The sequence below is a fragment of the Pseudomonas sp. HLS-6 TE3448 genome (genome assembly GCF_053629555.1).
Genome location: NZ_JBRJIO010000001.1, coordinates 1,862,325 through 1,882,427, shown reverse-complemented (window position 1 = coordinate 1,882,427; position 20,103 = coordinate 1,862,325). Strand labels below are relative to the sequence as shown.

At 60.7% G+C, this 20,103-nt stretch carries 19 protein-coding genes; 6 read left to right on the top strand and 13 right to left on the bottom strand.

Going from position 1 to position 20,103, the window contains the following annotated elements:
* Window positions 1-71 precede the first annotated feature (71 nt).
* The 7 genes from hflX to AB7M23_RS08685 all read right to left on the bottom strand — a co-directional run bounded on the left by hflX (window position 72) and on the right by AB7M23_RS08685 (window position 7,363).
* Window positions 72-1,373, bottom strand: coding sequence for a ribosome rescue GTPase HflX (gene hflX / locus AB7M23_RS08715; protein ID WP_454240619.1), 1,302 nt, complete (start codon window positions 1,371-1,373; stop codon window positions 72-74).
* A 12-nt stretch (window positions 1,374-1,385) separates the two neighbouring features.
* Entirely contained in the window at window positions 1,386-1,646 is a 261-nt protein-coding gene (gene hfq / locus AB7M23_RS08710; RefSeq protein WP_065758756.1) for an RNA chaperone Hfq, read from the bottom strand.
* Between the two features lie 96 nt (window positions 1,647-1,742).
* Window positions 1,743-2,717: a tRNA (adenosine(37)-N6)-dimethylallyltransferase MiaA gene (gene miaA, locus AB7M23_RS08705; RefSeq protein WP_065758755.1), complete on the bottom strand. Its 975-nt coding sequence runs from the start codon at window positions 2,715-2,717 to the stop codon at window positions 1,743-1,745.
* A 1-nt stretch (window position 2,718) separates the two neighbouring features.
* Window positions 2,719-4,614, bottom strand: a complete 1,896-nt coding sequence (gene mutL, locus AB7M23_RS08700; protein WP_454240618.1) for a DNA mismatch repair endonuclease MutL — start codon at window positions 4,612-4,614, stop codon at window positions 2,719-2,721.
* The gene (locus AB7M23_RS08695) at window positions 4,611-6,041 is read right to left on the bottom strand and encodes an N-acetylmuramoyl-L-alanine amidase (RefSeq protein WP_330522303.1); all 1,431 of its coding nucleotides are present in this window, start codon (window positions 6,039-6,041) and stop codon (window positions 4,611-4,613) included. The genes mutL and AB7M23_RS08695 overlap by 4 nt, the downstream gene beginning before the upstream one ends.
* 3 nt (window positions 6,042-6,044) lie before the next feature.
* Entirely contained in the window at window positions 6,045-6,515 is a 471-nt protein-coding gene (gene tsaE / locus AB7M23_RS08690) for a tRNA (adenosine(37)-N6)-threonylcarbamoyltransferase complex ATPase subunit type 1 TsaE (RefSeq protein ID WP_102052356.1), read from the bottom strand.
* On the bottom strand, window positions 6,503-7,363 hold the full coding sequence (locus AB7M23_RS08685; protein ID WP_454240617.1) for an NAD(P)H-hydrate dehydratase: 861 nt from the start codon (window positions 7,361-7,363) through the stop codon (window positions 6,503-6,505). The genes tsaE and AB7M23_RS08685 overlap by 13 nt, the downstream gene beginning before the upstream one ends.
* Before the next feature lie 63 nt (window positions 7,364-7,426).
* Between AB7M23_RS08685 and queG the strand changes: the two genes are divergently transcribed.
* Entirely contained in the window at window positions 7,427-8,509 is a 1,083-nt protein-coding gene (gene queG / locus AB7M23_RS08680) for a tRNA epoxyqueuosine(34) reductase QueG (RefSeq protein WP_330522301.1), read from the top strand.
* On the opposite strand, the gene AB7M23_RS08675 is transcribed toward queG, so the two are convergent.
* Complete coding sequence (locus tag AB7M23_RS08675; RefSeq protein ID WP_065758749.1) at window positions 8,510-9,121, bottom strand: trimeric intracellular cation channel family protein; 612 nt, start codon at window positions 9,119-9,121, stop codon at window positions 8,510-8,512.
* Window positions 9,122-9,222: 101 nt separating this feature from the next.
* Window positions 9,223-9,765, bottom strand: a complete 543-nt coding sequence (orn, locus tag AB7M23_RS08670) for an oligoribonuclease (protein ID WP_330522300.1) — start codon at window positions 9,763-9,765, stop codon at window positions 9,223-9,225.
* A 93-nt stretch (window positions 9,766-9,858) separates the two neighbouring features.
* Here orn and rsgA point away from each other — a divergent pair, with 93 nt between their 5' ends.
* Window positions 9,859-10,890 carry a small ribosomal subunit biogenesis GTPase RsgA gene (rsgA, locus tag AB7M23_RS08665; protein ID WP_454240616.1) on the top strand — a complete coding sequence of 344 codons (1,032 nt, stop codon included), beginning with the start codon at window positions 9,859-9,861 and terminating at the stop codon, window positions 10,888-10,890.
* 76 nt (window positions 10,891-10,966) lie between these two features.
* Here rsgA and motB read toward each other — a convergent pair whose 3' ends face one another.
* Together motB and motA are read right to left on the bottom strand one after the other, a co-directional pair.
* The gene (gene motB, locus AB7M23_RS08660; protein ID WP_454240615.1) at window positions 10,967-11,986 is read right to left on the bottom strand and encodes a flagellar motor protein MotB; all 1,020 of its coding nucleotides are present in this window, start codon (window positions 11,984-11,986) and stop codon (window positions 10,967-10,969) included.
* Between the two features lie 3 nt (window positions 11,987-11,989).
* Window positions 11,990-12,841 (bottom strand): flagellar motor stator protein MotA, encoded by an 852-nt coding sequence (gene motA / locus AB7M23_RS08655; RefSeq protein ID WP_065758745.1) that lies wholly within the window; start codon window positions 12,839-12,841, stop codon window positions 11,990-11,992.
* A gap of 131 nt (window positions 12,842-12,972) precedes the next feature.
* On the opposite strand from motA, the gene AB7M23_RS08650 reads away from it, so the two are divergent.
* Genes AB7M23_RS08650 through asd form a run of 3 tightly spaced genes read left to right on the top strand, consistent with a single transcriptional unit; the run spans window position 12,973 to window position 16,243 of the window.
* Window positions 12,973-14,508 carry an HDOD domain-containing protein gene (locus AB7M23_RS08650; protein ID WP_454240614.1) on the top strand — a complete coding sequence of 512 codons (1,536 nt, stop codon included), beginning with the start codon at window positions 12,973-12,975 and terminating at the stop codon, window positions 14,506-14,508.
* Window positions 14,509-14,554: 46 nt separating this feature from the next.
* On the top strand, window positions 14,555-15,370 hold the full coding sequence (locus AB7M23_RS08645; RefSeq protein WP_409277329.1) for a rhodanese-like domain-containing protein: 816 nt from the start codon (window positions 14,555-14,557) through the stop codon (window positions 15,368-15,370).
* Window positions 15,371-15,379: 9 nt separating this feature from the next.
* Window positions 15,380-16,243 (top strand): archaetidylserine decarboxylase, encoded by an 864-nt coding sequence (asd, locus tag AB7M23_RS08640; RefSeq protein WP_065758742.1) that lies wholly within the window; start codon window positions 15,380-15,382, stop codon window positions 16,241-16,243.
* 64 nt (window positions 16,244-16,307) lie between these two features.
* Here the strand turns inward: asd and serB are convergent, their stop codons facing one another.
* On the bottom strand, window positions 16,308-17,522 hold the full coding sequence (gene serB / locus AB7M23_RS08635) for a phosphoserine phosphatase SerB (RefSeq protein ID WP_454240613.1): 1,215 nt from the start codon (window positions 17,520-17,522) through the stop codon (window positions 16,308-16,310).
* Window positions 17,523-17,657: 135 nt separating this feature from the next.
* Here serB and AB7M23_RS08630 point away from each other — a divergent pair, with 135 nt between their 5' ends.
* Entirely contained in the window at window positions 17,658-19,160 is a 1,503-nt protein-coding gene (locus AB7M23_RS08630; protein WP_454240612.1) for a histidine kinase, read from the top strand.
* A 214-nt stretch (window positions 19,161-19,374) separates the two neighbouring features.
* Here the strand turns inward: AB7M23_RS08630 and AB7M23_RS08625 are convergent, their stop codons facing one another.
* Entirely contained in the window at window positions 19,375-20,085 is a 711-nt protein-coding gene (locus AB7M23_RS08625; RefSeq protein ID WP_065758739.1) for a PqiC family protein, read from the bottom strand.
* Window positions 20,086-20,103: the final 18 nt, after the last annotated feature.

The window sequence follows — 20,103 nt, the reverse complement described above, 5'->3', positions numbered from 1 at the left end:
GACGCGCTCACGGCGCGCCGTCCAATGCTACAGAATGCCTGTCACGGCTGCCTGACCGCTAGGCCTGGCATTTATTGCAAAGTGTGTTGCTCGATGAAATCCAACGGTTTCATCCCTTCACGACTGACCAGTCGATTGAACTCTATTCGCGACAACCGCACCGCCAGCAGGCTGTTACCTTCTTCATCGTGTTCTTCGCTCTGCACCGCACCGAGCGCAAAGAACTGCGCACGCAATCGCGCATAGCGCTGCTCAAGGCGCAAGGTACCGATGAACAGGTCATCCCCCAGCAATTCGGCAATCGCCTGCCCGACCAGCTCCAGACCGCGTCCGTCACGTGCCGACACCCAGACACGTTGCGGTTTACCTTCTTGGTTACGCTGAATCTGAGGCTCTACACCTTCAAGCAGGTCGAGTTTGTTATACACCTCAAGTATCGGCAAGCCTTCAGCACCGATCTCAGTGAGCACTGCCATGACTTGCTCGATCTGTGCCATGCGCTCCGGCTCATGGGCATCGATCACGTGCAACAGCAAATCAGAGTTGCTCGACTCTTCGAGCGTAGCTCGAAAAGCTTCAACCAGCTTGTGCGGCAGATGACGAATGAAGCCCACGGTATCGGCCAGCACGATCGGCCCGACATCGTCGAGTTCAAGGCGGCGCAAGGTCGGGTCGAGGGTGGCGAACAGCTGGTCGGCTGCATACACCTCGGAGGCGGTCAGGGCATTGAAGAGGGTCGACTTGCCGGCGTTGGTATACCCCACCAGCGAGACTGACGGGATGTCTGCACGCTTGCGTCCACGACGCGCCTGCTCACGCTGGCTGCGCACCTTTTCCAGGCGTGCCTTGATTTGCCGCAGACGGACTCGCAACAGGCGACGGTCGGTTTCCAGCTGGGTTTCACCCGGGCCTCGCAGACCAATACCGCCCTTCTGCCGCTCGAGGTGGGTCCAGCCGCGTACCAGGCGCGTGCTCATGTGCTCAAGCTGAGCCAGCTCAACCTGCAGTTTGCCTTCGTGGGTACGTGCGCGCTGAGCGAAGATATCGAGAATCAAACCGGTACGGTCAAGCACGCGACACTCGAAAACGCGTTCGAGGTTACGTTCCTGACTGGGCGTCAGGGTGTGATTGAAAATCACCAGGTCCGCTTCTTCGGCTTTGACCAGGTCGCGCAACTCCTCGACCTTGCCAGTGCCAATCAGGAATTTGGCGGAAGGCTGGTGTCGCGTCACCGTGACGAACGCAACTATATCGGCACCTGCCGACACTGCCAGCTCCTGAAACTCCTGCGGGTCTTCGCGCGCCTCAGGGTCCTGACCTTCCAAGTGAACGAGGATCGCCCGTTCACCACCACCGTGGCGCTCAAAGAACAAAGCAGACTCCTATCAGGCGTTACCTGGCTCAGCGTCACCGTGTTCGGCATCAGCTGCGCTTGGCAGACGGATTGGACGCACTGGAACCACTGTCGAGATAGCGTGCTTGTAAACCATTTGGCTGACGGTGTTCTTCAGCAGAATCACGAATTGGTCAAACGATTCGATCGTGCCTTGCAGTTTGATGCCGTTGACCAGATAGATCGAGACCCCGACCTTTTCTTTTCGCAAAGTATTCAAGTAAGGGTCTTGTAGCGAATGCCCTTTTGACATGTGCCGCACTCCTGTAAGGATCAATAGTAAGAAAATTCAAAAAAAACTGATGGCTCAGGCCGCCCCACCCCAAGGATAGACGGCAATTGCAAGGACTCAGCTCAATATGGAGGCCGATCCCAAGTATTTCAAGGTGCGAGACAGATTGTCGCAAGCCAGGCTATCCAGCCAGTGCAGATCAGCCCAACTACGCAACCAGGTAAACTGCCGCTTCGCCAACTGGCGAGTGGCAATAATGCCGCGCTCCTGCATTTCAACTGAAGTCAACTTGCCATCGAGATGATCCCATACCTGGCGATAACCGACTGCTCGTATAGACGGCAATCCGGCATGCAAGTCACTTCTGGCACGCAGCAATCGGACCTCATCAACGAAGCCCTGTTCCAACATTTGACCAAAGCGCAGTGCAATTCGCTCATGCAGAACCTGCCGGTCCTTCGGTGCGATCGCCAAACTGGCGACAGTATAGGGCAATTGCCCCTGTCCCGACGCGCCTAGTACGCTACTTTGCGCAGATTGACGCTCTCGATGGGCCGTCATGCTCAAGCCGCTGACCCGATAGACCTCCAGCGCACGCATCAGCCGCTGCGGATCATTGGGATGAATACGCGCCGCCGATACCGGATCGATGGCCGCCAGTTGATCGTGCAGGGCTTGCCATCCAAGGCGCTGGGCTTCGTCTTCGATTTCCGCCCGCACCTGCGGATCGGCGGGCGGCATATCAGCCAACCCTTCGAGCAGCGCCTTGTAGTACAACATGGTACCGCCCACCAACAGCGGGATATTGCCCCGCGCAGTGATTTCAGCCATGGCTTCCAGGGCATCGCGCCGGAAGTCCGCGGCCGAGTAGCTCTCGGCGGGGTCCAGAATGTCGATCAGGCGATGCGGGTGAGCCGCCAGAATATCCTTGGACGGCTTGGCCGTGCCGATATCCATACCGCGATAGACCAGCGCAGAGTCAACGCTGATCAACTCGCAGGGCAATACTTTTGTAAGTTCGATGGCCAGATCGGTCTTGCCCGCGGCAGTCGGGCCCATCAGAAAAATTGCCGGCGGCCTGGAAGCAGGCATATCAACGACCACGCAAGAACAGTTTGTCCAGGTCATCCAGGCCCAATTGGGTCCAGGTCGGACGACCATGGTTACATTGACCGCTGCGCTCGGTGTTTTCCATATCGCGCAGCAAGCCATTCATTTCTGCCACCGCCAGACGGCGATTGGCACGCACCGCGCCATGACAGGCCATGGTGCCCAACAACTCGTTCAAGTGTGCCTGAATACGGTCACTGGTGCCGTATTCCATCAGGTCGGCCAAGACATCCTGAACCAGGCGATTGGCTTCAGCCTGCTTGAGCAAGGCCGGAATCTGCCGGATTGCCAGGGTTTCCAGGCCCAGGCGCTGCAACTCGAAGCCCAGCCGCTGGAACCACTGGGCATGCTCTTCTGCACAGTCAGCCTCACGCTGACTCAATGCCAGCGACTCCGGCACCAACAGCGGCTGCCCACTAAGCCCCTCACTGGCCATGGCGATTTTCAGGCGCTCATACATGATCCGCTCATGGGCCGCATGCATGTCCACCAGCACCAGCCCCTGAGCGTTTTCAGCCAGGATATAGATCCCCTTGAGCTGGGCCAGGGCATAGCCCAACGGCGGAATGTCGCCCTGGCCTTCCGGCAAGGCGACCGCTGCAGTTTCGGGCAGCGGGGCAAAGAACTCGCGGTAGACGCTCTGGGTTTCCGCCGTTGGCATCGGCGAAGCAGGGCGCGGGGTGTACTGATACCCGTAACCGGCACCCGAACCACTGCCTGCCGGACGAGACGCAGGCTCGGCCACAGGCTGCTCGAGCAGGTTGGCCGCCAGGCGCATCTCGCCCTGAGGACCAAACTCGCCCGCCGCCAGCCCACTCGGCCGAATCGCTTCGGGCACTGCCGCAGGCGCCGCCACCTGATCTTCCGGACGAACATCAGCCAGCGCCCGGTGCAACGTGCCGTAGAGGAAGTCATGCACCATACGGCCGTCACGGAAGCGCACTTCGTGCTTGGTTGGATGCACGTTGACGTCGACACCCGTAGGGTCAACCTCGAAGAACAGCACAAAGGTCGGATGCCGGCCGTTGAACAGCACGTCGCGGTAGGCCTGGCGTACCGCATGAGCCACCAGCTTGTCGCGCACGGCCCGACCGTTGACGAAGAAATACTGCTGGTCTGCCTGGCTGCGGGAGAAGGTCGGCAAGCCGACCCAGCCCCACAGGTGCAAGCCGTTACGCTCGATCTCGATCGGCAAAGCCTGCTCAAGGAACGCAGGGCCGCAAACCGCGGCAACGCGCCGCGCCCGGGCCACATCGTCATTGGCCTCATGCAGGCTCAGGATGGTCTTGCCGTTATGGCGCAAGTGGAACGCCACATCGAAACGTGCCAGCGCAAGGCGCTTGATGACCTCCTGAAGGTGATCGAATTCGGTCTTTTCAGTCTTGAGGAACTTGCGCCGGGCCGGCGTATTGAAGAACAGGTCCCGGACTTCCACCGACGTTCCTACCGGATGCGCCGCAGGCTGCACCCGTGGCGCCATGTCGCGCCCCTCGGTTTCGACCTGCCAGGCCTGGTCGGCGTCACGGGTGCGCGAGGTCAGGGTCAGGCGTGCAACCGAGCTGATCGACGCCAGCGCCTCACCGCGAAAACCCAGGCTCATTACCCGTTCCAGGTCTTCGAGGTCGCGAATCTTGCTGGTAGCGTGGCGTGCCAGCGCCAGTGGCAGATCATCGGCAGAGATACCGCTACCGTCATCGCGCACGCGCAGCAGTTTGACACCCCCCTGCTCCACGTCCACATCGATACGCCGGGCGCCGGAATCAAGACTGTTCTCCAACAGTTCCTTGATCACCGAAGCCGGACGCTCAACAACTTCACCGGCGGCAATCTGGTTGGCGAGCCTCGGGCTAAGCAGCTCGATTCGAGCGCTGGTACTCATTGCTGGGCCGCCAGGGTGGCACTGGGAATGTCCAGGTTCTGACCAACCTTCAGTTCATCGGTCTTGAGGCTGTTGGCACTGCGCAGCGTCGCCACACTGACCTGATAACGCACAGCAATCATCGCCAGCGTTTCGCCAGGACGCACCACATGTTCACGTGGCCCCTGGGCGATCTTGCCGCTGTCACGCAGCCAGGCCACATAGGTACCCGGCGGCGGGTTTTGCTGGAAGAACTGCCGCACGCCACTGTGGATAGAACGCGCCAGCGACTGCTGATGGCTAGGCGTGGCCAGCTTGGACGCCTCGTTGGCGTTAGAGATAAACCCGGTTTCCACGAGGATCGATGGGATATCCGGCGACTTCAGCACCATGAAGCCTGCCTGTTCAACCCGACGCTTGTGCAACGGGGTGATCCTGCCAATGTTACCCAGCACCTTTTGCCCAACGTTCAGGCTGGAACTCAGCGAGGCGGTCATCGACAGGTCGAGCAGTACGCCGGCCAGCATGCGGTCCTTGTCGTCCAGGCTGACGTTACCGGCACCACCGATCAGGTCGGAACGGTTCTCGCTGTCCGCCAGCCAGCGCGCGGTTTCCGACGTCGCACCACGGTCGGACAAGGCAAACACCGAGGCACCGAAAGCTGCCGTGGAGGGCGCCGCGTCGGCGTGGATCGAAATGAACAGGTCAGCGCCTTTCTTGCGGGCAATCTCGGTACGTTTACGCAGCGGGATGAAGTAGTCACCGGTACGGGTCAGTTCGGCGCGAAAGCCTTTCTCGGTATTGATCTGGCGCTGCAGTTCCTTGGCGATCGCCAGGACAATGTCTTTCTCATGCTGGCCACGCGAGCCCGAGGCGCCCGGGTCTTCACCGCCGTGACCGGCATCGATGGCGATGACAATATCGCGCTTGCCGTTCGGTACCGGCGGCAATTTGATCGCAGGCTGCGCAGGTGTGACCGGAACGGCAGGCGCGGTTGCAGTGGCCGGCGGCGGTGCTGGCGTCGACGGCGAGGTATCAGCGTCCTGATCGAACAGGTCCACCACCAGGCGGTTACCGTACTGCTGATTCGGAGCCAGAATGAAACTCTTGGGGTTGACTGCCTTGCTAAGGTCAATCACCACACGCAGGTCAGTCGGGGTACGTTGCGCCGAGCGCACACTGGTAATCGGGGTATTGGCAGTGGGAAGCGACAGCGGCGCGGCCATGGTAGCGCCATTGATGTCGATCACCAGGCGATCCGGCGCACTCAGCGTGAATACGCTGTGCTGCACAGGCCCCGACAGGTCGAATACCAGCCGCGTGTTGTCCGGCGCCCGCCACAAACGCACGCTTTTGACTTGAGTGACGGCCAAAGCGTCAACGGTCACGACCGTAAGCAATAGTCCTACGACGGCAACCAGTGCGCGAATGCGCATACCTATCCCCATTTTCTATTTGAATTCCAAGGCCAGAGCGACACACCAGGCTTCGCCGCGCGAGCCCTGCGGCAACAGGTTCAGCGAACGACCGCCCGCTTGTGGGCTTATGGTAATGGTCAGGTCAGGCTTTGGCAAAATGCCCGCCCCCTTTTGGGGCCACTCCAGCAGACACAGGGCGTCATCATCAAAATAGTCACGAATGCCCATGTACTCGAGCTCTTCGGGATCGACCAGACGATACAGGTCAAAGTGGAAGGCGCGCTTGTCACCTATCTCATAGGGTTCAACCAGGGTAAACGTCGGGCTTTTCACCGCGCCACGATGCCCGAGCCCACGGATAATGCCGCGCGACAGGGTAGTCTTGCCCGCCCCGAGGTCGCCCTCGAGAAAGATCACGCCACGACCTTCAGTCACTTCGGCAATACGTGCGCCGAAATCGACCATGGCCTGCTCATCGGCCATAAACAGGGTTACACCTGACACGCTGAATGCTCCTCCAACAACTGACGAATCTCTGGAATCAGGTCACTGGCCGCCAGGCCACGCCCTTTTTCACCCTGCCGCTCTCCGGCACGGGCATGCAACCAAACACCAAGACAGGCGGCCTGCCATGGTGCCATTCCCTGCGCCAGCAGTGCCCCCAGCACACCACTGAGCACATCACCCAAGCCTGCTGTCGCCATGGCCGGATGCCCATGCTGACACAGGGCCAGATGACCATCCGGAGCAGCAACCAGGCTGCCGGCGCCCTTGAGAATGCACACCGCCGCATATTTGCGCGCCAGCTTGCGCGCCGCCCCGGCCCGATCCGCCTGCACCGCTTCGGTGGCGATACCCAGCAAACGTGCGGCCTCACCCGGATGCGGGGTCAGAATGCTATGGGCGGGCACCGACAAGGGCGAGCGCGCCAACAGGTTCAACGCATCGGCATCCCACACCTGCGGCAACCCCACATCAACAAGGGCTGACAACAAGCTACGACCCCAAGCCGCCTGCCCCAGACCTGGCCCCACCACCAACACCGAGGCACGTGACAACGGCGCCATCAACTGGTTGGCCGACTGCACACCCAGGCTCATCACTTCCGGCAACCGCGCCTGCGCTGCAGCCAGGTGTTCACCACGGGTCGCCAGTGAAACCAGCCCGGCACCACAGCGCAGGGCAGCCTCTGCCGCCAGAAGCCCGGCACCGCCGGTGCCGCGATCCCCGCCGATTACCAGCACATGACCAAACTGGCCCTTATGTGCATCAACGGGTCGTGCTGCCAGCAACGGCAGGCTGTCGCCCTCAAGCGTCAGCACGTCTTTTGCGATGTGTTTGGTATGCGGCATGCGTACTGGGCTCCGATGTCTGGCAGAATTATACGCACCTGAGTCCTGATTGCCTTGTTTAGCATGCCTGTTCCTGTCACTGATCTTCCCGCCCTGGCCCAATCCATCAAGGAATGGGGCCGCGAGCTTGGCTTTGCCCATGTCGGCATCGCCGGGGTGGCACTTGGCGAGCATGAAAAACACCTGGAGCGCTGGCTTGAAGCCGGTTACCACGGCGAGATGGACTACATGGGCGCCCACGGCAGCAAGCGCTCGCACCCTGAGGAACTGGTACCCGGTACGCTTAGGGTGGTTTCGCTGCGCATGGACTACCTGCCGGGCGACACCCAGATGGCACAACGCCTGGCACAACCCGAAAAAGCGTACATTTCCCGCTACGCCCTGGGCCGCGACTATCACAAGCTGGTCCGCAAGCGCGTTCAGCAACTGGCCGAGCGTGTCCAGCAGGCTATTGGCCCCTTTGGCTTTCGCGCCTTTGTCGACAGTGCCCCTGTGCTGGAAAAAGCCATCGCCGAGCAGGCCGGACTCGGCTGGATCGGCAAAAACACCCTGCTGCTGAACCGCAAGGCCGGCAGCTACTTCTTCCTTGCCGAACTGTTCGTCGACATTCCACTGCCCGTCGACCCGGCACAGGCCAGCGAGCATTGTGGTCGCTGCAGTGCCTGCCTGGATATCTGCCCGACCAAAGCCTTCGTCGGCCCCTATGTACTGGATGCCCGACGCTGCATTTCCTACCTGACCATCGAGCTGAAAAACGCCATCCCCGAAGACCTGCGCGCCCTCATTGGCAACCGGGTATTCGGTTGCGACGACTGCCAGATTGTCTGCCCCTGGAACCGCTTTGCTCGCCCAACCGAAGAGCGCGACTTCAAGCCTCGACACAACCTGGACAACGCCGAGTTGGCCGAACTGTTTCTCTGGGATGAAGAAAAATTCCTGGCCAGCACCGAGGGCTCGCCGTTGCGCCGGGCCGGCTATGAGCGCTGGCTGCGCAACCTTGCCGTGGGCCTGGGCAACGCACCCTCGAGCATTCCCGTGCTGGAAGCCCTCAAGGCGCGTCGCGACTACCCTTCCGATCTGGTACGCGAGCACGTCGAGTGGGCACTAAGGCAACATGCCGAGCGGTTGTCACCCCTGTCGGTTTGATCATTGCTCGTCGTTGTAATGGAACTTGGGCATTTCCCAATGAAAACGAATGGCCAATAGGCGCAACAGGAAGCCGCCGAACAAGGTGAGCAAAATGGCCTGCTCGCCTGGCAACTCCAGCGCAACACAGGCCAGGTAGCACCAGGCCGCGGCGAAAGAGACGCTGGCATAGAGCTCACGACGGAATATCAGTGGGATGTCGTTGCAGAAGATGTCGCGCAGGATGCCGCCGAAGACCCCGGTAATGACCCCACTGATCGATGCAACCAAAAAGCTCTGACCCATTTCCAGCGCGGTCATGCAGCCAATCAGGGTGAAGGCCACCAACCCCAGCGCATCAAGCACCAGGAACAGCGAACGCAGGTGGCGCATCAAGGGGGCAATGAAGATAGTGACCAGCGCCGCAACACTGGTCAGCACCAGGTACTCGGGGTGCTTGACCCAAGTCAGCGGGTAATGCCCCAGCAGTACATCCCGCACCGAGCCGCCGCCCAGTGCGGTAATGCAGGCGATCAGCACCACGCCGAACCAATCCATGCCGCGACGACCGGCCGACAACGCACCCGTCATGGCTTCAGCGGTGATTGCAATCAAGTAGAGCATCAACAACATGGTGCAGATCCGAGCAAAGGGGCGCGCAGTCTACCCAGTTGCCCGCGGCACCAAAAGGGGGCGCACGGAGGATAATCCGCACACCCCGGGTGCGCACCGCATCAGAACTTGATGAAGTGCTCGCGGTAGTGACGCAGCTCGGCAATGGATTCGCGGATGTCGTCCAGTGCCAGATGGGTTCCACCTTTCTTGAAACTGTCGCGGACCTCAGGCGCCCAGCGTGCAGCCAGCTCCTTGAGCGTTGAGACGTCCAGATTACGGTAGTGGAAATAGTTTTCCAGCTCACGCATGTGGCGGTAGAGGAAGCGGCGGTCCTGACAGATGCTGTTGCCACAGATCGGCGACTTGCCCTTCGGCACCCACTGCTCGAGGAAGGCCAAGGTCTGTGCTTCGGCGGCGGCCATGTCGACCTTGCTCTCCCGTACGCGCTGGGTCAGGCCCGAAGCGCCGTGGGTGCGAGTGTTCCACTCATCCATGCGCGCCAGCACCTCATCGCTGTGATGGATCGCGATGACCGGCCCTTCAGCCAGGGTATTCAGGTCACTGTCGGTGACAATCGTGGCCATCTCGATGATGACATCATGATCAGGGTCCAGACCGGTCATTTCCAGATCGATCCAGATCAGGTTCTGGGGGTTCTGCATACAGTGTGCTCCTCAACGTAGCTACGCAGTTTAGCCTAGTGGAGCATGCTAAACTCCAGACCGATTTAATATTGCCTCCCGCACGGAACCTTCATGGCCAAACGCCAGCTCAATCGTCGCCAGAACTGGCGTATCGAAAAAATCCAGGGCGAACGCGCTGCACGCGCCGCCAAACGCGAACAACAGGCCATGGAGGTACTCGAAGGTGGCGACTTGGGGCCCGAGCAACTGGGCCTGGTAATCGCCCACTTTGGCGTACAAGTTGAAGTCGAGGCCCAGGACGGCGAACAGGTCGGCCAGGTCTTTCGTTGCCACCTGCGCGCGAATCTGCCTGCACTGGTAACCGGCGACCGCGTCGTCTGGCGCGCAGGCAACCAGGGCATTGGCGTTATCGTGGCGCAGATGCCGCGCAGCACCGAACTGTGCCGCCCAGACTCGCGCGGCCAGCTGAAACCTGTGGCGGCCAACGTCGACCTGATCGTGATCGTCTTCGCACCGATGCCCGAACCGCATGCCAACCTGATCGACCGCTACCTGGTAGCCGCCGAACACGCCGGCATTCGCCCCTTGCTCCTGCTGAACAAGGCCGACCTGATCGACGAACAGAACGCACCGGCACTCAATGCACTGCTGGCGGTGTACCGGCAACTGGGCTACCCGCTGCTGGAGGTTTCGGCCCACCATGGCGACGGCATGCAACAGTTGCAGCACCAACTCGACGGCCATATCAGTGTGTTCGTCGGCCAGTCGGGGGTGGGCAAGTCATCGCTGGTCAACAGCCTGCTACCCGAGGTGCAAACCCGTGTCGGCGCACTGTCCGAATGGTCAGGCCAAGGCACTCATACCACGACGACCGCCCGCCTCTTCCACTTCCCCGGGGGTGGCGAACTGATCGACTCACCGGGTATCCGTGAGTTCGGCCTGGGCCATGTCAGCCGCGCTGATGTCGAGTCGGGCTTTATAGAGTTCAATGACCTGCTCGGTACCTGCCGCTTCCGCGACTGCAAGCATGATCGCGAACCCGGCTGCGCCCTGCTCAAGGCACTGGAAGACGGGCGCATCCAGCAGCAGCGCATGAACAGCTACCGCTCGATCATTGCCAGCTTGCCGCAAGACAGCTACTGAGCAATAACGAGCCCGTCAGCACACAGCAAAACGCCCGCGCAGATCGCTCTGCGCGGGCGTTTTGAGTGCCTTGCACTTAACGCTTGCCAGGCTCGTCCATCCTCAGCACACCATCCTCGAAGATATTCAGCTTCTGGCGCAGTTCGCGTGGCTGCATGGGCTCGGGCTCTGGCGCAGTTACACCGCTGGAACCGCCCGGCGAAGCCGGTGCGCCACCTGGCTGAGTGCCATCCGGCGCGGCAGGCGCCTGCTCACCCTCCATCGCACGCTGGGCCTTCTTGGTCAGCACGATGATGTCGATACGACGGTTAACCGGATTGAACGGGTTAGCGCGATCAAACAGCGACGACGACGCATAGCCCACTACCCGAGCGACCTGGGTGTCCGGGTAACCACCCGCCACCAGCGCACGCCGAGCGGCGTTGGCGCGGTTGGCAGAGAGCTCCCAGTTACCGAAATCACCCATACCGGCGAACGGCTTGGCATCCGTGTGACCACTGATGCTGATCTTGTTCGGCACAGCCTTGATGGTATCGGCCATGGCCAGCAGGATATCTTCGAAATAGGGCTGCAAGCGCGCACTGCCCAAATCGAACATCGGCCGGTTTTCCGCGTCCATGATCTGGATACGCAGGCCGTCCTGCGTAATCTCGAAGAGGATCTGATCCTTGAACTTCTGTAGCTGCGGGTTTTCTTCGACCTTGTTTTGCAGTTCCTGCAGCAACAGCTCCAGACGCTCACGCTCAACCTGTTCGGCCATGGTTTCGACCTTGTCCTTATCCAGCTGGATGCTGGTGTCAGGCGTCGGCTCGGACTTCACCTCAGGGTTGATGGTCTTTTCGGGGGCCAACTGAGGCGAACCGCCCAAGTCGATAATGTACGGCGTACCACTTTCAGAGAACCCTATCGGGTCCTTGAAGTAGCCAGCGATGGCAAGCTTCTGTTCCGGCGTGGCCGTCGACATCAGCCAGAGCACCAGAAAGAACGCCATCATCGCCGTCGCGAAGTCGGCGAACGCAATCTTCCAGGCGCCACCGTGATGGCCAGCGTCAAAGCGTTTGACGCGCTTGACGATAATGGGCTGATTGTTCTCCATGGCTTAGCGACCGCGAACCGCTTGTTCCAGCTCAGCGAAGCTCGGACGATGCGACGGGAACAGCACCTTGCGACCGAACTCTACAGCCAGCGATGGCGGCATGCCCGACGCCGAGGCGACCAGCGAAGCCTTGATGGCCTCGTAGACATTGAGTTCTTCACGGGCGTCATGACGCAGCGTATTGGCCAGTGGACCGAAGAAACCATAGGCCGCGAGAATACCGAAGAAGGTACCGACCAGCGCCGCACCCACGTGCAGACCGATGGATTTCTGATCGCCATCACCCAGCGAGGCCATGGTCACCACGATACCCAGTACGGCAGCCACGATACCGAAACCCGGCATACCGTCGGCAATACCTGTCACCGCGTGCGACGGGTGCTCAAGCTCTTCCTTAAGGCTCAGCAATTCCATGTCGAACAGGCCTTCCAGCTCGTGGGGAGCCATATTGCCGGTAGACATGATGCGCAGGTAGTCGCAGATGTACGCGGTCATGCGTTCATCCTTGAGCACAGCCGGGTACTTGGCAAAAATCGGGCTGGCCGCTGCGTCTTCGATATCGGCTTCAATCGCCATCATGCCTTCACGACGGCTCTTGTTGAGGATCTCGTAGACCAGGCCCAACACCTCGATATAAAAGGTGTGCGTGAAACGCGTGCTGAACATCTGCAACGATTTTTTGACCACGTGCATGGTCATATGGCCAGGGTTGGCCTGCAAAAACGCACCGAATGCAGCACCCCCGATGATCAGCACTTCGAAAGGCTGAATCAACGCAGCGATTTTGCCGTGAGAAAGCACATATCCGCCAAGCACACTCGCGAATACGACGATGATGCCGATAATTTTAGCCATAGTTTAAAGCACTTACTGTCGTGGTCAGGGTCGGGGGGGCGGAAGCTCGAAAACTCTTCTTCTACTTATCGGCACTTCTGCGCCAGACTATAGCCAGTCAAGGCGAAAAGCCAGTTCAGGCGCCCTACAGCATGCCTAATGAAACTATCGTGCCAAATAAAATCCCCAAAACACTCGATGCCTGGGTCAGGCTTCTAGACAGCGCTCGCCTTCCGGTACCCCGCGACAGCCATGCACGGGTTCGTGCGGCGATCAGCGACAACCGAAGCTCGCTACGTGACATTGCCGAGCTGATGCAGGGCAGCCCAGCGCTGGTGCTGAGCGTGATCCGCGAGGCCAATCAACACACTCATTCGAGCATGAGTGAACCGGCCGAGAGCCTGGAAATCGCCCTGAACAGGTTGGGCCTCAAGCGTACCGAAGAACTGCTTGAGCGCTTGCCCACCCTGGATCAGGCGCAGATCCCGCAACCCCTGCGGCAGTTGCAGATGGTCAGCCAGCATGCCTGCACGCAAGCCAATGGCCTGTTCGCCAATCGACTGGCACGACTGTGGCAGGAAATCCACTGGGGCAGCCTGCTGTTCCTGTCACCGCTCTGGCCTCTGGCAATCACTTACCCCAAGTTGCTTGAAGAATGGGAAGTGCGGGTTGTCCACAAGAGCGAGTCATCAACAGCCGTTGAGCACGAGTTGTTCGGTGTGCGCCTGCTCGCCATCTTCCAGGCCCTGGCCAATCATTGGCGCCTGCCAAACTGGGTCACTCAGGGCTATCACTTGCTGCAAGAGGAGCGCGAGCTGCTGGCCAAGGTCACCCACATTGCGCGTGATGACGACCCGCTGCATCAACAACAGCAACTGGACGATGATCCCGGCTTGCGACGCTGGTTCAACCAGCCCGCCAACACGGTGCTGCTGGCCAATGGTTTGGCGTTGTCGGCCCAGGTGGCCTGGACCAGCCCGCACAACGTTCGCTGGGAGTACCTGATCAGCCTGTACTTGCAAGAACCTCTCGACGCGGTACAGCAGCAGATTCACCAACACGCCGCCAGCAGTGCCCGCAGCCATGCAGACGCCGACCTGTTCCACCCGGCAGAAGCATTGATCTGGCCGTGGGAGGCACGCCGGATCCCGCGCGGCCTGTTACCAGCGGCGCCGCCGTCAACCGAGGCACTGGGTGCCTGGCGCAAGTACTGCGCCGAACTGCTGGCCGAGCCCAGCCCCTTCACCAACGCCATGCACCTGACGACTCACGCCCGGGACGCGCTGCTCGCCTGCGGCATGCAGCGGGTGATGCTACTGATGACCGACAAGAACCTGACCCACCTGCGCGTTCATCAAATTGCCGGCCTGGCCAAAGAGGCTGCCAGCCTGAACCTGCAGATCGATCAGAGCAAAGTGCTGCAACGCCTGCTGGCTCAGTCAGCCCAACTGCGCCTGACCCCGGAAAACAACGCACAGTTTTCTGCACTGTTGCCGGCCAGCCTGCGCAGCCTGTTCAAGGGCAGTCACCTGCTGTTGCGCTCGCTGTCGAGCCATGGCCGGGTCGTCATGCTGCTGGTGGCCGACCAAGGCGGCGCGCCCTTCTCGGAAATCAGCGTGCAAGCCTTCGGCAAGACCGCGCAATGCATCGAACGCGCCCTGAACAACTTCAGCAATCGCAGTGCCTGACCCATGCGCTACAATCGCCCCCTCTCTTTCGACGTGGAGACCCTGGATGACTGACTTTTCTGGCTTGCCCCTGGTGATCGAGCCCGCTGACCTGCAGGCTCGCCTTGAGGCCCCGGAGCTGATTCTGGTCGATCTGACCAGCGTCAACCGCTACGGCAGTGGACATATCCCGGGGGCGCGCTTCGTTGATCCCAAGCGCACGCAATTGGGTCAGCCTCCAGCGCCAGGCTTGCTGCCGGCCAAAGCTGACCTGGAAAAACTGTTCGGCGAGCTCGGGCATAACCCCAATGCCGTCTATGTCGTGTATGACGACGAAGGTGGCGGTTGGGCCGGGCGCTTCATCTGGCTGCTGGACGTAATCGGCCACACACGCTACCACTACCTGGATGGTGGCCTGCATGCCTGGCATGGCGCAGGCCTGGCCCTGTCCACCGATGTACCGGCCACCGCAGGCGGCCCGGTCAGCCTGAGCCTGAACGACGCACCGACGGCCACCCGCGAATACCTGCAAAGCCGCCTCGGCGCTGCCGACCTGGCGATCTGGGATGCGCGCAGCCAGCTGGAATACAGCGGTGAAAAAGTCCTCGCCGCCAAGGGCGGACATATCCCCGGTGCGGTCAATTTCGAGTGGACCAAGGGCATGGACACCGACAACGCCCTGCGTATCCGCAAAGACATGCCACAGATCCTCGAGCAACTGGGCATCAGCAAAGACAAGGAAGTGGTTACCCACTGCCAGACACACCACCGCTCCGGCTTTACCTACCTGGTGGCCAAGGCCCTCGGCTACCCGCGGGTCAAGGCATATGCCGGCTCGTGGGGCGAATGGGGCAACCATCCGGACACGCCTGTAGAAGTTTAAGGAAACCCAATGAAATCCCGCTTGTTCATCATCAGTCAGTACCTGCTGCCGCATCACCTGCTTTCGCGCCTGGCAGGCTGTATTGCCGAGTGCCGCGTGCGCTGGTTCAAGAATGCGTTCACCCAATGGTTCGCCAAACGCTACCAGGTCAACATGAGTGAAGCGCTGGTCGAAGACGTGACCGCCTACGAGCACTTCAACGCCTTCTTCACCCGTGCGCTGAAACCGGATGCACGCTCGCTGGACACAACCCCGGGAGCGATTCTCTGCCCAGCCGACGGTGCAGTGAGCCAGCTCGGCCCTATCGAGCACGGACGCATTTTCCAGGCCAAGGGCCACAGCTTCAGCGCCCTGGAACTACTGGGCGGCGATCCAGCACTTGCTGCGCCGTTCATGGGCGGCCAGTTCGCCACCATCTACCTGTCGCCGAAAGACTACCATCGCGTGCACATGCCACTGGCCGGCACACTGCGCGAAATGGTCTACGTTCCGGGTCGCCTGTTCTCGGTCAACCAGACTACCGCCGAAAACGTACCGGAGCTGTTTGCCCGTAACGAACGCGTGGTCTGCCTGTTCGACACCGAACGTGGCCCGATGGCCGTGGTGCTGGTGGGTGCAATGATCGTGGCATCGATCGAAACCGTTTGGGCAGGCCTGGTGACTCCGCCAAAGCGCGAGCTGAAAACCTTCCGCTACGACGACGCCGCCCGTGCGCCGATCCACCTAGAAAAGGGTGCGGAGCTGGGACGTTTCAAACTGGGTTCGACCGCTATCGTGCTGTTCGGTCAGGATCAAGTGAAATGGGCTGAAGAGCTGACAGCAGGTTCTGCTGTACGAATGGGCCAAGGCCTGGCACTGCCTGCACAAGCCTGACGCTCCTGACAGACATGCGCCCCAGGCCGGGGCGCATGTCATACGGGGCTAGCAAGCAGCGTGATCAGCCACGACCGTGGCGGTCACGCATGCCCAGCAGGTACAACACACCATCCAGGCCCAATGTCGAAATCGCCTGTTTGGCCGACTGCTTGACCAACGGTTTGGCCCGGAACGCAACACCCAGCCCTGCAATGGCCAGCATTGGCAGGTCATTGGCACCATCGCCCACGGCAATGGTTTGCTCCATCTGCAACCCTTCCTTGCGTGCCAGCTCGGTCAGCAGATCAGCCTTGCGCTGTGCATCGACAATCGGCTCTACCGCCACACCGGTGACCTTGCCATCGACGACTTCCAGCTCGTTGGCATAGACATAGTCAATACCCAGACGGGCCTGCAACTGCTTGGCGAAGTAGGTGAAGCCGCCGGACAGGATGGCGGTCTTGTAGCCCAGGCGCTTGAGCTCGGCAAACAGGGTCTCGGCACCCTCGGTCAGACGCAGCGACGCACCGATCTCATCCAGCACGGCGACATCCAGCCCTTTGAGCAACGCCAGGCGCTCCTTGAAGCTGGCCCGAAAATCCAGCTCGCCGCGCATCGCGCGCTCGGTGATCTCCGAGACCTGCTCACCCACGCCCGCAGCCTTGGCCAACTCATCAATGACTTCGGCTTCGATCAGGGTGGAGTCCATATCGAATACCGCCAGACGACGGTTACGGCGGAACAGCGAGTCCTGCTGGAAAGCGATGTCGACGTTCAGCTCCTGAGCCACGCTGAGAAATTCGGCGCGCAGGGCTTGAGGGTCGGCGGGTTCGCCACGTACTGAGAACTCGATGCAACCCTTGCTCTTTTCCACCGGCGTATCCAACGCAACGCGGCCGGACAGACGGTCGATGTGGTCGATATTCAGCCCGTATTGCGCGGTAATCGCGCTCACTCGCTGCACTTGCTCAGCGGTTACCTTGCGGGTCAGCAACGTAACGATATGCCGTGGCTTGCCCTGACCCTCTACCCAGGCCTGGTAATCGGCTTCCGAAACCGGCGTAAAACGCACCTGCTGATCCAGCTCGTAGCCAGCGAACAGGATGTCCTTGAGGACCGAAGAGGCATGCTCGCTTTCTGGAATTTCGACCAGAATGCCAAAGGACAGGGTGTCATGAATCACCGCCTGACCGATATCGAGGATGTTCACACCGCTCCTCGCCAGGACACCGGTGATGGCGGCGGTGAGACCCGGACGGTCCTCACCAGTGATGTTGATCAGGACGATTTCGCGCAAGACGGGCTCCGACTCGTTGAAAAAAAGCGCATTCTACCGACTTTCACTGACTATCGGGCACCGCCGATACTTTGCCGCCCTGTAGCTGCTCGCTATACTGCGCAGCAACTTAACCGACATAAAGAGCCGCGCTCTGTGAACCGGCCTACGCCTGTAAAAACCGACAACTTCTTCCTGCTGATCTTTCGTGCCCTGCGCCAGCGCCGAGTACCGTTGGCGCTGCGGATCGCCTGCCATAACGTCTTCCTGGTCGCCTTGGCACTGGTGATCTATGCCGTTGTGATGGGCCTGCAGTTCAAGGAAGCCATGCATGAACAGGCTGATGCCCTGGGCCAGAGCCTGACGACCCAGACGGCCACCTCGGCTACCGAACTGCTGGTGTCCAACGACATCCTCAGTCTCAACGTGCTGCTGGGCAACCTGGTGAAGAACCCGCTGGTGGCCCACGCGGCCATCTACAGCGTCGATAACCGGATCCTGGCCGAGGCTGGCCAGCGCCCGAAAAACGGGCTGCTGGGCGAAGCGGAAGGCCTCTACCAGACCAAAATCACTTTCCAGGACGTGACGGCAGGGCAACTGCGCATCAGCCTGGACATGAGCCAGTTCCAGCAGCCGCTGACCATCAGCCTGCAAAGCATGGGCATTCTGGCCGGTATCCTGCTGGCACTGGCACTGGCCTTGAGCCTTCGTCTGGGGCGTTTCATCTCCACACCGCTGCTGCAACTGCGCGTATGGCTGCGTGACCTGAATGAATTCACCCCGGCCACTGAGCGCCAGGACGAGATTGGCGACCTCGCGCGCCAACTGCATGCCCGCTTCGCGCCGCCGCCACGTGAGGTGGAGCCAGAAGCAGAGGATGACGACTCGCTGGAAAGCGAGGCAGACGAACCGACATTTGAAGTTCGTAATCTGCGCGACCCAAGCTTTGACGAAACCCCAGCCATTGCACGCCCTACCGTCCGAGCTGTCGTGGACGAGGACGAGGACGACGAGGCGTTCGCCGACCTGCATGATGACAGCGATGTCGCTCGCCCGGCCCCGCAAGCAGTGGCACGCCCACCACAGGCCAGTGCAGTTCTGGCCATACAACTGGGCTCGCAGGAACAACTGCGTCGCCTGCCGCGCGCGCGCCTGACTGAACTGCTGGAACGCTACCGCGACTGCCTCGACCAGGCCGCCTCGCTGTATGAAGGCGAAGTGCAGACACTCAATGACGGCAGCACCCTGATGCTGTTCCACCGCCAGGACAGCGGTGACGACTACCTGACCAACGCCATTTGCTGCGGCGAACTGCTGCGCGCACTCGGCCATGCGCTGCAGATCGAGGTCGCGGACAGCGGCATCACCCTGCAACTGCAGTTGGGTCTGGTGTTGGGTGAAGGCCTGCATGGGCTGAGCCAGATCGATCTGTTGCTGACCGAAAAGGCTCAGGATGCCCTGGCCTTATCCCAGCACAGCCGCAATTTGTTGCTGGTCGAACGCAAGATCAGCGACGATGCCCTGATTCGCCAGCGCGCCCGCATTCGCCCGATCGCCAGCCCTGAAGGGGCCTGCTGTGTCGAGCGACTGATGGAACCTTATCCATCGATGCTGGAACGCCAACTGGCGCGCATGCACGAAAGCCGCGTCAAGAACTAGCCCACCCAGCGATGCAGGCTTGCCTGCGATGACGTCAGCACGGGTGTCAGTGAGTGCGAGGCGCCTGCATCGTTGGCAAGCCAACTCCAACAGGGGGCCGCGCAGAAGGCTACATTTCCCTGTGGGAGCAGGCTTGCCTGCGATGGCGTCAGCACGGGCACCCGTAAGTGCGCAGCATCGACAGCCTGAACCCGCATCGCTGCGGGCTTGTTCTTCAGAAGCGGAACACTTCCATTTCGGTGCGGATTGGCGAAGCCAGAGGGATCTTCGACTTTTCAGGCCCCTCCTTGCGCACCTGCACAGGAGCAGCCTTGCGTGGTGTTTCTTCGACCACAGGCGGCTGATTGGCCAGCGGTTTGAGCGCAGCGCTCAACTGTTCAGACAATCGCTGCAGCAATACCCCCTGAGCCTTGACCTGATCAGCAGAGCTGCCCAGATGCCGTTCCTCAAGGTGGATGATACGGTTGTCGCGAACCTTGCCGCGACGGTCAATCAACCGCCACTGGGCATCCAGGATGGCAGGCTGATGCACGCCCGAATCCAGACGTGTGATCGACAGCAGCACTTGCACGTCAGGACTGAAACCCGACGTGGCCGGCGCCAGCACGACGCGATGGCTGTCCAGACGCCAGGCCAACTGACGTACCAGCAACTGATCGATGTCAGCCGACAGGCTGCCTGCCCAACGACCATCGGTGGCAGCAGTCAGGCTGCCGTCCGCTTGACGCTGCAGGAAGGTTTCACGTTGCAAGTAATCAGCAACCGACACCGGCCCCAGCACAACGGCCATGCCGCCCGCCTGTTTAGGCTGCTCAGGCTGACCATCGTCGAGCTGATACAGCGCAACCGGTTGATGCATGCTACAGCCAGCAAGGCCCAATACCCCTGCCAGCAGTAGAACAAATGGAAGGCGCAGAAAAGTCATCATCCCATCCAGGCGGTC

What these genes read in the sequence shown, in the direction of transcription:
- AB7M23_RS08695 (WP_330522303.1), bottom strand. Translation starts at nt 6,041, where the DNA reads ATGGGGATAGGTATGCGCATTCGCGCACTGGTTGCCGTCGTAGGACTA.
- AB7M23_RS08675 (WP_065758749.1), bottom strand. Translation starts at nt 9,121, where the DNA reads ATGTTGTTGATGCTCTACTTGATTGCAATCACCGCTGAAGCCATGACG.
- AB7M23_RS08645 (WP_409277329.1), top strand. Translation starts at nt 14,555, where the DNA reads ATGACTGACTTTTCTGGCTTGCCCCTGGTGATCGAGCCCGCTGACCTG.
- rsgA (WP_454240616.1), top strand. Translation starts at nt 9,859, where the DNA reads ATGGCCAAACGCCAGCTCAATCGTCGCCAGAACTGGCGTATCGAAAAA.
- orn (WP_330522300.1), bottom strand. Translation starts at nt 9,765, where the DNA reads ATGCAGAACCCCCAGAACCTGATCTGGATCGATCTGGAAATGACCGGT.
- AB7M23_RS08625 (WP_065758739.1), bottom strand. Translation starts at nt 20,085, where the DNA reads ATGACTTTTCTGCGCCTTCCATTTGTTCTACTGCTGGCAGGGGTATTG.
- AB7M23_RS08685 (WP_454240617.1), bottom strand. Translation starts at nt 7,363, where the DNA reads ATGCCGCATACCAAACACATCGCAAAAGACGTGCTGACGCTTGAGGGC.
- asd (WP_065758742.1), top strand. Translation starts at nt 15,380, where the DNA reads ATGAAATCCCGCTTGTTCATCATCAGTCAGTACCTGCTGCCGCATCAC.
- queG (WP_330522301.1), top strand. Translation starts at nt 7,427, where the DNA reads ATGCCTGTTCCTGTCACTGATCTTCCCGCCCTGGCCCAATCCATCAAG.
- miaA (WP_065758755.1), bottom strand. Translation starts at nt 2,717, where the DNA reads ATGCCTGCTTCCAGGCCGCCGGCAATTTTTCTGATGGGCCCGACTGCC.
- hfq (WP_065758756.1), bottom strand. Translation starts at nt 1,646, where the DNA reads ATGTCAAAAGGGCATTCGCTACAAGACCCTTACTTGAATACTTTGCGA.
- mutL (WP_454240618.1), bottom strand. Translation starts at nt 4,614, where the DNA reads ATGAGTACCAGCGCTCGAATCGAGCTGCTTAGCCCGAGGCTCGCCAAC.
- motB (WP_454240615.1), bottom strand. Translation starts at nt 11,986, where the DNA reads ATGGAGAACAATCAGCCCATTATCGTCAAGCGCGTCAAACGCTTTGAC.
- AB7M23_RS08650 (WP_454240614.1), top strand. Translation starts at nt 12,973, where the DNA reads ATGCCTAATGAAACTATCGTGCCAAATAAAATCCCCAAAACACTCGAT.
- motA (WP_065758745.1), bottom strand. Translation starts at nt 12,841, where the DNA reads ATGGCTAAAATTATCGGCATCATCGTCGTATTCGCGAGTGTGCTTGGC.